We start from the raw sequence: 14,648 nt of genomic DNA on the forward strand, positions 1-14,648 counted from the left end.
ATGAAGATACGTTTAGTTTGTTCAGCGGGAATGTCTACGTCAATGCTTGTGAAGAAGATGAAGGAAGCTGCAGAAAAACAGGGCTTTGAAGCGGATATCGAAGCAGTAGCAGAGTCGCAGCTGAAGAATCATCTCGAATCCTTACAGGTTGTTCTTATTGGTCCGCAAGTCCGTTATCTGGAAGGTAAAATTAAAGAAAGCCTGGAGCCGCAGGGTGTAAAGGTTGCTGTCATTGATCAGATGGCTTATGGAATGATGCAGGGTGATAAAGTTCTGAAGCAGGCAATTGATTTAAATGAAGGAAATTAAAATAAGCATCAAAAACTCGTATCTGCGGATGCGGGTTTTTTAGTCTAAAGATATTTTTATAGAAATCTTTCAGCTTATCAATGGTTATTTACTGGTTTGGACTGATCCATATAAATCAAAATGAGATACTGTTCTATAGGATGTGGTGCTTTTTGAGTGCATCCTTATTGGCCGGGTAGTATAATAGAATTGTAGACAGAGTGTATTCGCCAGAAGGATCAAGTAAATATAGAATAGTCAGACCCTTCCATTTAGGGAAAGTAAACTCTGCCTTTCATAATTTATTTGTAGAATGGGAGAGAGATTTTTTATGAAAGCAGCACGAATTTATGCTGAAAAAGATGTTCGCGTGGAGGACGTCGAAGTAAAAGAAGTCGGGGCAAAAGATGTGAAAGTGGAAGTAGCATGGACAGGAATTTGTGGTTCAGATCTACATGCTTATTCTCATTTTATTGGTATTCCGACAGAGGAGCATCCAATATCAAAAAGACAAGCTCCACTGACATTGGGCCATGAGTTCAGTGGAACAGTAACGGAAGTAGGCAGCGATGTAACAGCATTCCAGCCTGGTGACCGTGTTTGTATCGAACCGAATCTTCGCTGTGGGGAATGTAAGGAATGCCGTGAAGGAAATTATCATTTATGCAGAAACAGTAATGCAGCATTTATCGGACTTGCCGATGATGGCGGATTTGCAGAATACTGCGTCATGGATGAACAATATTGTCACCAAATCCCGGATAATATGACATTAGAGCAGGCAGCACTTGTCGAACCGACTGCCGTAACCTATCATGGTGTCGATTTGGCAGGCGTGAAAGCGGGAGACGCTGTACTGGTTACCGGCGCAGGCCCAATTGGTCTATTAACTGTTCTCTCAGCTCGTGCAGCCGGTGCAAGTAAAGTATTCGTCAGTGATGTTTCAAAAGAGCGTTTAGCATTAGCTGAGTCTTTTGGATTTGTAAAAGCCTTAAATCCAATGGAAGATGATGTAATTGGTATAATTATGGAAGATACCAATGGAGACGGCGTTGATGTGGCATTAGAATGTGCAGGTGTTCAGCCGACATTTGATACATGTCTAGAAGCCATCAAACGTACAGGTACCGTTTGTGTGGTTGCCATCTTTGGACAAAATCCGGAAATCAATGCATTTGCTTCTACAGTTAAAGAAGCAAACATTAAATTCTCCCTGGCCTATGCCAATATATACGATCGTGTGATCAATCTGATTGCCAGCGGACAAATTCCTGCTGAAAAAGTAGTGACTAATAAAATTAAATTAGATGATGTTGTAAAAGAAGGATTTGAATTATTGCTTAATGACAAGAGCCAATCCAAAATTCTTGTGAGTGCCAAATAAAGATTATTATCTATTTTTGAAAGCCTGCAGAACTGTCTGCAGGCTTTTTCTATAAAAATTAGTGATAAATTCCCTTTATTATAAAAAAATCAGCAAATATCGTAAGGAGCATGTCTATACGGGCAAGCTCTTTTTTCAATATTTTAAAATAGAGGGGGTATATTTTTATGGTGAAAATCTACTTAGATCCTGGACATGGAGGAAGTGATACAGGAGCTGTAGGACAAGAATTGCAAGAAAAGCATGTAACGTTAGCAATTGCTTTAAAAATACGAAATATCTTGAACAACAGTTATCAAGGGCATCAAATTCGGATGAGCCGTTCGACAGATAGTACTGTATCGCTGGCAGCACGGACGAATGAAGCGAACCAGTGGGGTGCAGATTATTTTGTTTCTATTCATATTAACGCCGGAGGAGGGGCAGGCTATGAGGATTATATTCATTCAGGTCTTTCCAATCAAGGAACAACAGGAAAATACCGGCAAATCATGCATGAAGAAATAATAAAGCAGGTAAACCTTCAAAACCGCGGCAGAAAGCAGGCTAATTTTCATGTACTGCGGGAATCAGTCATGCCGGCTATTTTAACAGAGAATGGTTTTATTGATCATGCAGGAGATGCAGCAAAACTGAAATCAGATGCATTTTTGGAACAAATTGCTTTAGGCCATGCAAGAGGGATTGCGAGAGTATTCCAATTATCCGCTAAAAGCAGTCCGGGGGCTTCGAGCAGCTCCAACAATCAAGGAAAAACATCCACATCTAAAAAACAAATCCATTCCATTGTAGACTATTTGAAATCAATTGGAGAGGATTCGAGCTTTGCGAATCGCGCTAAGTTAGCGAAATCTTACGGTATTTCAAATTATACAGGAACAGCTGCACAGAATACACGTCTGCTAAAAGCAGTCAGCTCTGGAAAACCTTCGAATAATTCCTCCAAATCATCAGCAAAGCGTGTGCATTTGCCGGCATCTGCGTCTACCTGGCGCACATATCCGCTAAATGTTAAACCTGTAAAGAAAAATAGTGATTGGAGTCTTACTCCTGCAGCTTTTGGCGGCTTAACTTATGATATCTTAGCAGAGCCGTATCCAAATGTCGTGACAATACAAACTGGAAGAGGCAAACGTAATATATATATTGGACCAGATACCAGCGCACGCAGATTGTAATAAAAAACGACATTCAGCAGAGATAGAGCTACTGCTGAATGTCATTTTTTATTTATTCTTCCTGATCTATAAAATATTTTGAAACAGGTACTAAATTGTCATCTAATTCATAAACAAGCGGAACACCAGTAGGGATGGATACATTTACGATATCTTCATCACTGATATCTTCAAGGTATTTCATTAAGCCTCTTAGACTGTTTCCATGTGCTGCGATAATCACACTTTTTCCTGCTTTTACTGCCGGCTTAATTTCTTCCTCCCAATAAGGAATAACGCGTGCAATGGTTGTTTCCAGGCTTTCACCAAGAGGAATTTTCTCTTCAGGTATTTCTTTATACTTTTCCTCATGTCCGGGATAACGTTCATCTTCTTTTTCTAAAAATGGTGGAGCTACATCGAAGCTGCGGCGCCAGATATGTACCTGATCGGCTCCGTATTTTTCAGCAACTTCCTGTTTATTCAATCCCTGTAATGCACCATAATGTCTTTCGTTCAGCTTCCAGGATTTATGCACGGGAATCCATAAATTGTCTGTTTCCTCTAATACATAATTAAGTGTTTTAATGGCTCTCTTTAAATAAGATGTATATGCTACATCGAAATGGAATCCATGCTGCTTCAATGCCTGTCCTGCATGCTTTGCATCCGCAGCACCATGGTCAGTTAAGTCTACATCTGTCCATCCGGTAAAAAGGTTGGCCAGATTCCATTCACTCTGACCATGTCTAATCAGTACAAGCTTCATATATAATCCCTCACAATCATTTTATTTATAACATACCACTGTGCGGCATGATTTACACGTCATGCGCAGTTATATTTTATAAAAAAGATGGGGAGGCAGGAGGATTATATTATCAATGTATGATTTAAAAGCATTTAAAAATAACCTGCTGGCCGAATGAATTTGCAGAACTAATAAAATACGGTAAGCTAGTATATAAAATGAACGGAGGCTGCAGAGAATGACAAAAATAAATCCAATTGATCCATTGCTGAATCAATTTGAAACGTTAATTTTAGACGGGGCATTGGCCACAGAATTAGAAAAGCTGGGTTGTAATCTGGACGATCCTTTATGGTCTGCCCGGGTTTTGTTAGATGAGCCTGAAAAAATCAGAAAGGTTCATTATGCTTATTTTGAAGCTGGTGCGGATATTGCTATCACAGCAAGCTATCAAGCGAGTATAGAAGGATTTAAAAAGCACGGTATAAACGAAAAGGAAGCAAAAGCATTAATCAGAAAAACAGTAGAGCTGGCAAAACAGGCGCGGGAGGAGTACTGGCAGGAGGAAAGAAGATCCGATCGACCTTATCCATTGGTGGCCGGGTCTGTCGGGCCATATGGAGCTTATCTGGCTGATGGTTCAGAGTATATTGGTAATTATGGAGTCAGCGATCAGATTTTATATGATTTTCATAAACCGCGTATAGAAGCTTTGGTTGAAGCCGGTGCAGATTTATTGGCAGCTGAAACAATCCCCTCGCTGCAGGAAGCAAAAGTTATTTGTGATTTGTTAAAAGAATTTCCTGATATATCAGCATGGATGACATTTACGCTGAAGGATGCGGTACATATCAGTGAAGGAACAATGTTAAGAGAATGTGCAGAATTCTTAAATACATGCAGTCAGATTGTTGCTATAGGCGTGAATTGTGTCACCACAGAGTTTATCAGTGATGCTGTCCAAGAATTGAATGCCTGTACACGAAAGCCTATTATCATTTATCCGAACTCTGGTGAAAACTATGATCCGGAGACCAAAACATGGTATGGAGAGGAACATGTACATGTTAACACAGCTGCTGCAGGCTGGGCTGAAAAAGGAGCAAGGATTATCGGGGGCTGCTGCCGGACGGGCCCTGAGGATATCAGGGGAATCAGCAGGGTGTTGAGAGAAGTAGATAATGACAGTACACCTGATAGATGAAAACAGTTTAGCGTTTCTGTTTTTATCTTAAGCTAATATTTTATAAAGGTTTATATTAAAGAACAAAATGAATATTTCAGAATGAGGTTTTCTGTTTTTACCACAGCTGTTTAGCTGTGGTATTTTAGGTGGAGTCATTTTGCTTATAAAAGTATGGTTTTTATAAGGAATAAATTTTAGGATGTTTTTTAGTTTTTTTAGGATTCAATTATAAAATAACATCGCTTAAGATAAAGTTGAAAATACATTACAGGAGGTAAATTTATGAAAGCGCTTAAATTAATGGCTTTATTTACAGTTATAAGTTTTTTATTATTAGGTTGTTCAAATAACAGCTCGGGAGATGGAGAGGAATTAGTTGTTTATACAGCAAGAAGTGAAAGCTTAAATGAATTAGTTATCCCAAGTTTTGAAAATGAAACAGGTATTAAAGTAAAAACCGTTACAGCAGGTACCGGAGAGCTGGTGACAAGAGTCGAATCTGAAAGAAACAATCCCCAAGGAGATATCTTATGGGCTGCAGATGTAACAATGTTACATGATAAAACAGATTTATTTGCAGAATATGTGTCTCCTGAAGACGAGAATATGATGGAGGAATTCAGAAATGAAACAGGATATTTTTCCCCGGCTTTTGCAGATCCAACTGTTTTTATAGTCAATACAGATTTAACTGGAGGGGAAGGGCAGATTACTAGCTTTGAAGATTTGTTGGACCCTGAATTAAAAGGAAAAATAGCATTTGGAGATCCCGTTAATTCCAGCTCTGCTTTTCAATCTTTAATGGCGATGCTATATGCAGCAGGTGACGGAGATCCTTTATCTGATGAAGCATGGGATTTCGTTGAAAAATTTATAGCTAATTTGGATGGAAAAATTCAAGGAAGCTCTGGTCAGGTTCATAAAGGTGTTGCAGATGGAGAATACGTTGTTGGATTAACATGGGAAGATCCAGTAGTCCATTATATCAGAAATGGTGAATCAGTTGAGGTTGTTTTCCCGGAAGAAGGAGCTATTTTCCCTGGCCAGGCAGTCCAGATTATAGAAGGGGCAGAAAACATGGAGAATGCTCAAAAATTTGTAGATTATCTTCTATCTGAAGAAATTCAGACGCAGGCAGGCCAGGAATTAACGGTAAGACCTTTAAGGGAAGATATTGAGCTGGCGGATTATATGATACCTCAGGATGAAATCAACTTATTTGAAGAATATGATGAAATGTGGGTTATCGAGAATACAGATGAGATAACTGCAAGATATGTTGATTTACTGGAAAAATCATTAGACTAGGCTTAATGAAAATAATTATCGAGTAACTTGTGGTAACTGCAGATTATCACAAGTTACCGTTCATGCTTTTAAGGGAGGTAATATGGAGTGAGTGTTTCCGTTAATATAGATAAAGTCGTAAAAAAATTTGGAGAGGATAAAGTTATTGATAAGCTTTCTCTGGACATTCAAAAAGGGGAGCTTTTTACTTTACTGGGGCCATCTGGCTGTGGAAAGACAACTTTATTACGAATGATTATAGGGTTTCATTCCATTGATGATGGTCAAATTAAAATTGATGACAAGGTAATTAATCATATTCCAGTGAATAAAAGAAAAATGGGAATGGTTTTTCAGAACTATGCTATCTTTCCACATATGACAGTAGAAGAAAATATTGCTTTTGGATTAAAAGTCAATAAAATTGGAAAAGAGGAAATGACCGAAAGAATTGATAATATTTTAAAAACAGTTCGGATCGAGGAGCATAAAACGAAGAAACCTGAAAACTTATCAGGCGGCCAACAGCAAAGAATTGCATTAGCAAGAGCGCTTGTTATCCACCCTAAAGTATTATTAATGGATGAGCCGTTATCCAATTTAGATGCAAAATTAAGAATTGAAATGCGGAATGCTATTAAAAATATTCAACAAGAGGTTGGAATAACGACTGTGTATGTTACACATGATCAAGAAGAAGCGCTGGCTATTTCTGATAGAATCGCAGTAATGAATAAAGGCATTATTCAGCAAATAGGAAAACCTGAAGAAATCTACAGCCGTCCTGCTAACGTCTTTGTATCTCAATTTATAGGTACTTCTAATATAATAAAAGGTATAATTAAGAAGAAAGAGGATGGTTTATACGTCCATTTAAATGATATGTATGCAGTAAAAATGAATAACTTGAAGCAGGATGAAATAGTGGATAAACAAGAAGTATTAGTATCTGTAAGACCTCAGGAGTTTATCATTACCAATGAAGAAAGCGGTATCAAAGGTAAGATTGACAGTACCATGTTTCTTGGGCTAAATACGCATTACTTTGTAAATCTTGATTCAGGAGAGCGGGTTGAGGTTATTCAAGATAGTGAAGAAGAAGAAATTTTACCAGAAGGAAAAGATATTAACTTAAATATAAAAAGTAAAAAAATTAATATCTACCATGCCGATACGAAGGAAACGTTAATCAAGGCAGGTGGTCATGATGAACAAAAATAAGTTTAATTTATGGAATATCAGTTCTGTTATTATCCTTCTGCTAATGTTAATCTTTATCATTTATCCTCTTTTTTTAATATTAGGTAAAGGTATATTTAATAGTGAAACAGGAGCGTTTACATTTAGTCATTTTATCCATTTCTTTGAGAGGAAATTTTATTATATAACGATATTAAACAGTTTTAAGGTTACGATTGTAAGTACCATATTGGCAGTTATAATTGGACTGCCTTTAGCTTATATGTTAAGAAAGATAAAAATATTCGGCAGTAGATTTATTCAGATTATCGTTATTGTATCTTATATATCACCGCCGTTTATTGGAGCCTACGCTTGGATTCAACTATTGGGAAGAAGTGGGGTTATCACCAAGTTTATCAATGATACATTTCAGTTGAATTTTGATGGGATCTATGGGTTTGCAGGAATTGTTCTTGTATTGACATTACAATCATTTCCTCTTGTGTTTATTTATATCATGGGAGCATTGAAAAATCTTGATAATTCTTTAGTAGAAGCAGCAGAAAGTCTTGGGTATTCAAATTTTCAAAGAATGACAAAAATTATAATCCCCTTAATAATGCCGACAATTTTAGCAAGTTCATTACTTGTATTTATGCGTGTTATCGCAGATTTTGGCACGCCAATGTTAATTGGTGAAGGGTATCGGACCATGCCAGTATTAATTTATCAGCAATTTTTAAGTGAGGTTGGCGGTGATGCTGGTTTTGCTGCTGCAATTGCAACTATTTTTGTAATAATTACAGTTACTTTATTTTTATTACAAAGAATTCTGTCCAGGCAGTATTCTTATTCTATGTCAGCGCTAAAGCCGATGCAGGCAGAAACTCTTTCGGGAACCAAAAATATTTTAAGTCATATCGCTGTTTATTTTATTACCTTTATCGGGATATTGCCTCAGCTGGTTGTCATCTTTACATCATTTTTAGAGACATCAGGCGGTCAGGTCTATACAGGCAGGTTCTCACTTGAAAACTATAAAAATATTCTTTTTGACAGAGATTTAAATGCGATTATAAATACTTATAAAATGGGATTCTATGCGATTATTATCATTATTATTATCGGGATTTTTATTTCTTATTTAACAGTTCGAAAAAGGAATTTAATGAATTCTGTTATAGATACATTATCAATGTTCCCGTTTGTCATTCCGGGATCTGTACTGGGTATAGCTCTAGTTTTTGCATTTAGTGATGAACCGATATTTATTACGGGGACAGTTTTGATTATGGTTATTGCATTTGTTATTAGAAGGATGCCATATACGATTCGCTCCAGCACTGCTATCATCAGTCAAATTAGTCCCAGCATAGAAGAAGCAGCTATCAGTCTCGGAGCATCTGAAACAAAAACATTCTATCGGATAATTGTTCCGATGATGCTGCCAGGAGTATTGGCCGGTGCAATTATGAGTTGGGTTACCATACTCGGAGAATTAAGCGCATCTATCATCCTGTATTCAACAGAGACACAAACATTAGCTGTGTCTATTTATACAGAAGTAATAAGAGGGAATTTTGGCAACGCTTCTGCATATTCGGCTGTTTTAACCGTTACTTCTATTTTATCTCTGTTAATATTCTTTAAGCTTACTGGTAAAAAAGAGGTAGATTTATAGAAATGATATTTAAAGGTTGTTCCAATTTTCCAATTATTGGAGCAATCTTTATATCTAATCATGATTAGCAGGAGTTATTAACCATGAAACAGAGTAAATCGATAAAGGACTATTTGAAAAAAACATTTTTAAAATATACAGTGATTATTATTCTCTTATTATTATTCGTATTTTTAATCTCGCTGTATGTTGTCTTTAATTATTCGGTTATGAAGGTTAACAGAGAAGCAGGAAAAGCGTTAAAGAATGAATTAATAGAGGAATTTGAAGGATATAGGGAAGGTATTAAAGAACTGTCGCTAAATAAGAAGATTGTTCAAGCTCTGGAAAACAACGAGGTAGATTCGCATGTGAATAAATTGTTATATGAATTTAAAAACAGCCGAAATATCTCATCGAATTTTGTTTTGATAAATGGTAATGAAGAAATTGTGTCAACAAGCTTTCATCAGGATGATGAAGAAATTCTTTCCGGTCATGTATTTCTTAGATTACTGGCGAATGAATTAAATCAAATACATTATAAGGAGCAGACGATTCATAACCGGATTTTCGGCGAATCAAGAAGCTATTCCTATTATTTTTCAACTGCTATATCAAACGGCAGTGAGAATATAGGCTATATTATCTTTTTCATAGATGATTTTATTGATAGCAGTGTTGATAATCAACTGGTTTATATAACAGACCAATACGATAATGTTATTGCTAAAACGAACAATTATCATATTGATTCGCTCGGCAAATTCTTTGTGGATAATAATCAAAGACTGGTAAAAATAGATGAAAATTACTTCTATATGAATAAACAGCCTGCAATGAATAATCAGCTAAATATCATCACCTTATCTATTATCAATGTATATAGAAATATCTTGATATTTGGTATGGCAACCATGTTAATTAGCAGCTTTATTATCTTTTTGATAGCCAGAGTGATTATACCTAAAATATTTAAAAAGACTTTACAGCCATTGAATGCCTTAATCACTATTATTTCTAACGGAAATCATAAAGATATATTTAATAAATCAACTGAGGTAGTCGAGTTAAATGTGATTTATAAGGAGTATACAAGCAAAATAGAGAAAATAAGAGATCTCATTCAAAAAAATGAAGAAATAACCGAAAAGAAAAGGATATTGGAAATTAAACATTTAGAAGCTAAGTTTAATCCGCATTTTTTATATAACGCATTGGAAATGATTAAATATGAAATTACTTTAAACCCAGAAAATGCATCTGATATTGTTGTTAAAATAGCAAAACTAATGAGATATAATACCAATTTCGGAAATACGTTAGTTCCGTTAAAGGTAGATCTGGAATACCTTATAAATTACTGTGAAATACAAAAGCTGCGTTATGGAAGAAGACTAGAATTCGAGATTGACATTCCTGGCGATTTGTTAGAGATACCTATCCCAAAGCTTATTCTACAGCCTTTAATAGAGAATGCAATAAAACATAACATCGATTATAAAAACAGTTTAAAAATAATATTAACTGCTCAGAAGTCAGGTGATCATTTAGTCATAAAAGTGATTGATAATGGTTTAGGAATCAAAGAAATTGAATTAGAAAACCTGAAAAAGAAAATTTATGATAAAGCTGAGGATGTTGATGAAGTCAGGCAAATTGGTTTGAAAAGTACGCAAAGTATACTTCAACTGCTCTATGGTGAAAAATATGGACTAAAAATTGAAAGCTCTTACAATGAAGGAAGTGAATTTTCTTTAGACATTCCATTAAAAGGAGCGAATAATATTGAATAAGGTATTAATAGTTGAAGATGAACCTATTATTCAAAAAGGTCTCCAATATAAAATGAACTGGTTACAATTAAATTGTGTGGTGGTGGGATGTGCAGATAACGGAGATATGGGAAAGGAAATGATAGATAAATTAAAACCAGATATAGTCATAACCGATATAAGAATGCCTTTTAAAGATGGAATAGAAATGTTGAAGGAAACAGTAGAAAATAATAAATTTGAAGCTATTATATTGACTGGTTATGACGAATTTAATTATGCGAAGCAGGCAATCAGACTGGGTGTTCATGATTATTTATTAAAACCGGTAGATATGGAGGAATTGGCAGAGGTAATTAAAGATCTGATTTTTAAAATTGAGGAGAAAAAAGCGAAGGATAATTATAAAGTTAATTCATTATTATATAAAGAACTGCTGAATATTAATCTTAATGTTGCTGAAACCTCAAGTTATGTGATAGACACAATTGATTTTATTAAAAAAATTATGCAACTAAGATAAACTTTAAAGATTTATGTGATAATTTAGGGGTTTCAAATGTATTTTTAAGCGCCAAATTTAAAAGTGAAACAAACTATAGTCTAAATGATTTTTTAAATAGATACAGGCTGCTGAAAGCTGTAGAATTGCTTCAAAATGATAAGGTTTTAGTTTATGAGGTAGCAGAAGAGGTAGGCTTTAGTGAGTATAAATATTTCAGTCAGGTATTCAAAAAGTATATTGGAATGCCTCCAAAGCAGTTTTTACATCAAGAATTTTAAATAAGGATATGTAAAAAGAGACACAACATCAGGGAGTAGGGACCTATCCTGATGTTGTGTCTCTTTTAAGATGTTATTTATCTAGGCCTATGATTACAACTCACCAGCAACCACGTTTCCTTTAAACATTGTTGCTACATGTTCGGACCGCCTTGCAACAGCCTCTGCAGAACAAGAAGCCTTAACAAATACCATATTTGCTTCATCACCGGCTTTTGGCCAGGCTTGTTTTCCAGCTTTCGTTAATGTTGTTTTCCCGCCGGTAATGTAGCCTAATGACTGTGTCAGTGAGGGCTGGTCAACCCAGCGGTATATTTCTGCCAGCTGACCTAAACGTTCTAAAATATCTCCATTTCCAAAAGGAGACCAGACATCAAAGATATTGTCACAGCCGACTGCTGTCTCAACTCCTTTATTTTTTAACAATTCGAGCGGAGGAAACTTCCGGTTGTTTGGAACACTGCTGATAATGCCGACACCGGCATCAGCAAGTATCTCTGCTAACTCCTCCGCCTGATTCAGAGAAACATCGCCAAGGCCGAATGCATGGCTGATGTACACTTTTCCTTGTAATCCAGCTTCCATGGTCAACTCTGCCAATCGTTTCATGGTAAAGGTTCCTAAATGATCTGCATCATGTAAATGTAAGTCAATGCCGGCTTCTGCTTCCACAGCCAGCTCAATCATTGTTTGCAGGGAAGCTTCAATATTTCCGTCTACATTTGCAGGGTCAACACCGCCAACATAGCCGGCTCCCTGTCTGAGAGCTTCTTTTACTAGATGCTTCGAATCGGAACGCAGTAATCCATGCTGTGGAAAAGCGACTATTTCTGAAGCCAGCTTGTTTTCATAGCTGTGCAGAGCTTTTTTTACCTCATCCAAATTCTTCAATCCTGCTTCTGGATACAGATCAACATGTGTCCGGACTTTTGTTACACCGGCGTGAGAATAAATATCCAGCAATTTTTCCGCTCTTTCCCGGGTTGTTGTTGCCAATGTAGGCAGTACTCTTTTCTCTACTTCGAAACGTTCGAAAATATTTTTGGTCGGAATCACAGGGCGCCATTCATCACCCAATAAAGTTTTATCTAAATGGCAATGCTTTTCGATAAAGGAAGGGAGAGCCAGTAATCCTTTTGCGTCTATTTGGGGAATATTATCGGTAATTGCTTGGTCAGCAGAAATAATCTGCTCTATTTTCCCGCTTTTTATGAGAAGGTGAGATAATTCTGTTTCTGCCCCGGTAATATATCCATCTTCTTCTTTATAGTTTTTTTCTAGCTGTACATTTTTAATCCACTGGCTTGTATGCATTCTGTTCATTTCCTTTCATGATAGATTTATCAACGTAAACTGCCTGTGATCTGCTTTCCTTGATAAAACACTGCTTTTCTTGGTGCTCTTCTGGCTACAGCTTCAGCAGAGCAGCTTGCATCTGCTAATACAAAGCTGGCAGTATCTCCATGTTTTGGCCATACCTGTTCACCGTCTTTGCCAAGAGGTGTAATACCGCCAGTAATATATTGAAGGGTTTGTCCAAGAGCGCGTTCATCGCTTAAGCCGAAACGTTCTGCAAGCAGACCCGTCTTTTCTAAGCTGTCGCCTTTTCCGAATGGCGACCAATGATCGATAATACTATCATCACCTAAGAATACCTCAACACCTTTTTGATGTAAGAAAGGGATAGGAATCGTTTTTGATAATGAAACAGAAGAAGCAATAGATATACCTTGCTGTGCAAGGATTTCTGCCATTTCATCAAGTTCATTTCCGTGAATATCGGCCAGTGCAAATGCGTGACTGAGTGTTACTCTTCCCTGCCAGCCAGCTTCCTCTGTCAGCGCCGCTAATCGTTTCATTGTAAAAATACCTAATTGTCCAGTTTCATGCAGATGAATATCAATTTTCGCGTCTCCTTCTACAGCAAGTTCCATAACTGTTTGTAAGGATTTTTCTATATCGTCGTCAATGCTGGCTGGATCAACGCCTCCCACATAACCGGCACCATTTCGCAATGCGTCCCGGACAAAGCTGGCTGCATTGCTTCTGAGCATACCTTGCTGCGGAAAAGCAACAATTTCTACAAAGGCTTTATCCTGATAGTCCTCTGCAGCACGCAGAAGTGCTTCCAAATGATGCAGTCCTTCAATTGGTCCTACATTACAGTGAGAACGGATATGTGTCGTCCCCGCAGATAGAAGTAAATCCATTAATTTCTTTGCTCTGTCAGCTGCTTGAGGAAGTAGTTCAGGAATCAGCTTCTCTTCCTCCTGCAGCCTTGTCCAAATGCCATTTTTAGGAATAGAAGGAGCCTTCCACTTTCCGCCATAATAGGTTTTATCCAGATGGATATGCATGTCTCTAAATGATGGGAGCATCAGATATTGCTTTGCATCGTATTTGGGCAGGTCAGATGCAATTGATACTTTAGCTGGTAAAATTTCTTTTATTTTTCCATTCTCAATCTGTATATGAAATGTATCTGTCTGTGTACCGGAAATTATTCCATGCTGCACCTGATATCCTGTTTCCAGTGTAGCATTTGTTAACCAATAAGCTTTCGCACGCAATAGGAAACCCTCCTTTACTCTTTAAAAGAAGAAATTATTCTCTTTCTTACCTTATGCTATCATAGGCATCTGTAAAGAAGAAGAAAATAGGTGTTTTTCATGTGTGCGTTTACATGAAAAGGAGGTCTTGACAAACATAAAAATAAGATGTATAGTTACCTAGGTTAATAGTTACCCTAGTTAATTATTTTTCGGAGGGAAATAATATGGAAGGTTTATTCCGGCAATATATAAGAATTTACCGGCCGTTAATGAAAAGCCTGAATGAGCTGCTGGAAAAATATCAGCTCTCTTATTCATTATGGCAGGTTATTGTGTACTTAAAAGATGAAGGAACCTCCACGCTGGTTGATATTTCGAATTATTACCAAGTTGAGAAGCCGAGCATTACAAGACGTGTCCATCGGCTGCAGGAGCTAGGTTTAATTGAAGAAGTTCCGAGTGCCAACCGCAGAGAGAAAATTATGGAGTTGACCACTGAAGGGAAACATATTTATCAAATATGCAGGGAAGAGATCACAGCTTTAGAGCATCATATTTCTAAGGGGCTATCGGAAGAAGAGCAGCAGACTGCTTTTCAATTTTTAATGAAGATTCAAGATAATATATAAAGTAAAGAAGGGTT

Annotated in this window: 13 protein-coding genes and 1 pseudogene; 11 read left to right on the plus strand and 3 right to left on the minus strand. The window is 36.8% G+C overall.

All coding sequences use genetic code 11. The features are described 5' to 3' along the window. From MKY30_RS09505 to MKY30_RS09515, 3 genes and pseudogenes are all read left to right on the plus strand, one after another. Nucleotides 1-309 (plus strand): PTS sugar transporter subunit IIB, encoded by a 309-nt coding sequence (locus MKY30_RS09505; RefSeq protein WP_077604754.1) that lies wholly within the window; start codon nt 1-3, stop codon nt 307-309. Between the two features lie 310 nt (nt 310-619). Then, nucleotides 620-1,672, plus strand: a complete 1,053-nt coding sequence (locus MKY30_RS09510; RefSeq protein WP_077604753.1) for a 2,3-butanediol dehydrogenase — start codon at nt 620-622, stop codon at nt 1,670-1,672. Nucleotides 1,673-1,839: 167 nt separating this feature from the next. After that, nucleotides 1,840-2,592, plus strand: a pseudogene (locus tag MKY30_RS09515) (N-acetylmuramoyl-L-alanine amidase); the annotation flags it as partial. Between the two features lie 310 nt (nt 2,593-2,902). On the opposite strand, the gene gpmA reads toward MKY30_RS09515, so the two are convergent. Beyond that, on the minus strand, nt 2,903-3,598 hold the full coding sequence (gene gpmA, locus MKY30_RS09520) for a 2,3-diphosphoglycerate-dependent phosphoglycerate mutase (protein ID WP_077604751.1): 696 nt from the start codon (nt 3,596-3,598) through the stop codon (nt 2,903-2,905). Between the two features lie 220 nt (nt 3,599-3,818). Between gpmA and mmuM the strand changes: the two genes are divergently transcribed. The 7 genes from mmuM (at nt 3,819) to MKY30_RS09555 (ending at nt 11,453) form a co-directional block, all read left to right on the plus strand. Continuing rightward, nucleotides 3,819-4,784, plus strand: a complete 966-nt coding sequence (mmuM, locus tag MKY30_RS09525) for a homocysteine S-methyltransferase (RefSeq protein WP_077604750.1) — start codon at nt 3,819-3,821, stop codon at nt 4,782-4,784. A 264-nt stretch (nt 4,785-5,048) separates the two neighbouring features. Next, complete coding sequence (locus tag MKY30_RS09530) at nt 5,049-6,074, plus strand: extracellular solute-binding protein (RefSeq protein ID WP_077604749.1); 1,026 nt, start codon at nt 5,049-5,051, stop codon at nt 6,072-6,074. Between the two features lie 87 nt (nt 6,075-6,161). Continuing rightward, complete coding sequence (locus MKY30_RS09535; protein ID WP_077604748.1) at nt 6,162-7,274, plus strand: ABC transporter ATP-binding protein; 1,113 nt, start codon at nt 6,162-6,164, stop codon at nt 7,272-7,274. After that, nucleotides 7,261-8,916, plus strand: a complete 1,656-nt coding sequence (locus MKY30_RS09540; RefSeq protein WP_077604747.1) for an ABC transporter permease — start codon at nt 7,261-7,263, stop codon at nt 8,914-8,916. The genes MKY30_RS09535 and MKY30_RS09540 overlap by 14 nt, the downstream gene beginning before the upstream one ends. 83 nt (nt 8,917-8,999) lie before the next feature. Continuing rightward, a complete protein-coding gene (locus MKY30_RS09545) occupies nt 9,000-10,691 on the plus strand; it encodes a sensor histidine kinase (protein WP_077604746.1) in 1,692 nt (563 codons plus the stop codon). After that, nucleotides 10,684-11,193, plus strand: a complete 510-nt coding sequence (locus MKY30_RS09550; RefSeq protein WP_341083655.1) for a response regulator — start codon at nt 10,684-10,686, stop codon at nt 11,191-11,193. The genes MKY30_RS09545 and MKY30_RS09550 overlap by 8 nt, the downstream gene beginning before the upstream one ends. After that, nucleotides 11,190-11,453 carry a helix-turn-helix transcriptional regulator gene (locus MKY30_RS09555; protein ID WP_341085612.1) on the plus strand — a complete coding sequence of 88 codons (264 nt, stop codon included), beginning with the start codon at nt 11,190-11,192 and terminating at the stop codon, nt 11,451-11,453. The genes MKY30_RS09550 and MKY30_RS09555 overlap by 4 nt, the downstream gene beginning before the upstream one ends. Nucleotides 11,454-11,546: 93 nt before the next feature. Here the strand turns inward: MKY30_RS09555 and MKY30_RS09560 are convergent, their stop codons facing one another. Together MKY30_RS09560 and MKY30_RS09565 are read right to left on the minus strand one after the other, a co-directional pair. Next, complete coding sequence (locus MKY30_RS09560) at nt 11,547-12,767, minus strand: amidohydrolase (protein ID WP_341083656.1); 1,221 nt, start codon at nt 12,765-12,767, stop codon at nt 11,547-11,549. A 29-nt stretch (nt 12,768-12,796) separates the two neighbouring features. Then, nucleotides 12,797-14,023, minus strand: a complete 1,227-nt coding sequence (locus MKY30_RS09565) for an amidohydrolase (RefSeq protein ID WP_077604741.1) — start codon at nt 14,021-14,023, stop codon at nt 12,797-12,799. A 206-nt stretch (nt 14,024-14,229) separates the two neighbouring features. Here MKY30_RS09565 and MKY30_RS09570 point away from each other — a divergent pair, with 206 nt between their 5' ends. After that, on the plus strand, nt 14,230-14,634 hold the full coding sequence (locus tag MKY30_RS09570; RefSeq protein WP_077604740.1) for a MarR family winged helix-turn-helix transcriptional regulator: 405 nt from the start codon (nt 14,230-14,232) through the stop codon (nt 14,632-14,634). Nucleotides 14,635-14,648: the final 14 nt, after the last annotated feature.

It is taken from the genome of Oceanobacillus sp. FSL W8-0428, from assembly GCF_038004405.1.
Classification (GTDB): domain Bacteria; phylum Bacillota; class Bacilli; order Bacillales; family Amphibacillaceae; genus Oceanobacillus; species Oceanobacillus sojae.

Bases quoted from the DNA above. Each gene is read 5' to 3' on its own strand.
- MKY30_RS09505 (WP_077604754.1), top strand. From the start codon at position 1: ATGAAGATACGTTTAGTTTGTTCAGCGGGAATGTCTACGTCAATGCTT.
- MKY30_RS09510 (WP_077604753.1), top strand. From the start codon at position 620: ATGAAAGCAGCACGAATTTATGCTGAAAAAGATGTTCGCGTGGAGGAC.
- gpmA (WP_077604751.1), bottom strand. From the start codon at position 3,598: ATGAAGCTTGTACTGATTAGACATGGTCAGAGTGAATGGAATCTGGCC.
- mmuM (WP_077604750.1), top strand. From the start codon at position 3,819: ATGACAAAAATAAATCCAATTGATCCATTGCTGAATCAATTTGAAACG.
- MKY30_RS09530 (WP_077604749.1), top strand. From the start codon at position 5,049: ATGAAAGCGCTTAAATTAATGGCTTTATTTACAGTTATAAGTTTTTTA.
- MKY30_RS09540 (WP_077604747.1), top strand. From the start codon at position 7,261: ATGAACAAAAATAAGTTTAATTTATGGAATATCAGTTCTGTTATTATC.
- MKY30_RS09545 (WP_077604746.1), top strand. From the start codon at position 9,000: ATGAAACAGAGTAAATCGATAAAGGACTATTTGAAAAAAACATTTTTA.
- MKY30_RS09560 (WP_341083656.1), bottom strand. From the start codon at position 12,767: ATGCATACAAGCCAGTGGATTAAAAATGTACAGCTAGAAAAAAACTAT.
- MKY30_RS09570 (WP_077604740.1), top strand. From the start codon at position 14,230: ATGGAAGGTTTATTCCGGCAATATATAAGAATTTACCGGCCGTTAATG.